Here is a 404-nt window from a genome sequence, read left to right as displayed (position 1 = left end):
AAGTCGTAACAAGGTAGCCGTATCGGAAGGTGCGGCTGGATCACCTCCTTTCTAAGGAATATTTACGAGACGTGACGTTTCTGCTTTGTTTAGTTTTGAGAGAACTGCTCTCAATTTTATACCCTGTGAGATGGGCCTATAGCTCAGCTGGTTAGAGCGCACGCCTGATAAGCGTGAGGTCGATGGTTCGAGTCCATTTAGGCCCACCATCTCTTTTTTATGTTCGGGGCCTTAGCTCAGCTGGGAGAGCGCCTGCCTTGCACGCAGGAGGTCAGCGGTTCGATCCCGCTAGGCTCCACCATGTTCTTTGAAAACTGGATAACGAGTAAGCAAGATATTCACTGAGTTTTAACGCTTAGTTTATGTGATTCTCTTTTTAATTTTTAAGAGGAAAAGAAGCTTGG

The 404-nt window shown here is 46.5% G+C and carries 2 tRNA genes and 1 rRNA gene; all 3 read left to right on the top strand.

Annotated elements, in window-relative coordinates:
- A 16S ribosomal RNA gene (locus GJU40_RS20890) occupies nt 1-51 on the top strand; the annotation flags it as partial.
- An 81-nt stretch (nt 52-132) separates the two neighbouring features.
- Nucleotides 133-209: transfer RNA gene (locus GJU40_RS20610), tRNA-Ile, on the top strand.
- Nucleotides 210-225: 16 nt separating this feature from the next.
- Nucleotides 226-301, top strand: a tRNA-Ala gene (locus tag GJU40_RS20605).
- The last annotated feature ends 103 nt before the right edge of the window (nt 302-404 follow it).

It is taken from the genome of Metabacillus lacus (genome assembly GCF_009674805.1).
Taxonomy (GTDB): Bacteria; Bacillota; Bacilli; order Bacillales; family Bacillaceae; genus Metabacillus_C; species Metabacillus_C lacus.
Note: the sequence above shows the minus strand (reverse complement) of the source record. Positions and strands in the feature narration are given on the sequence as shown.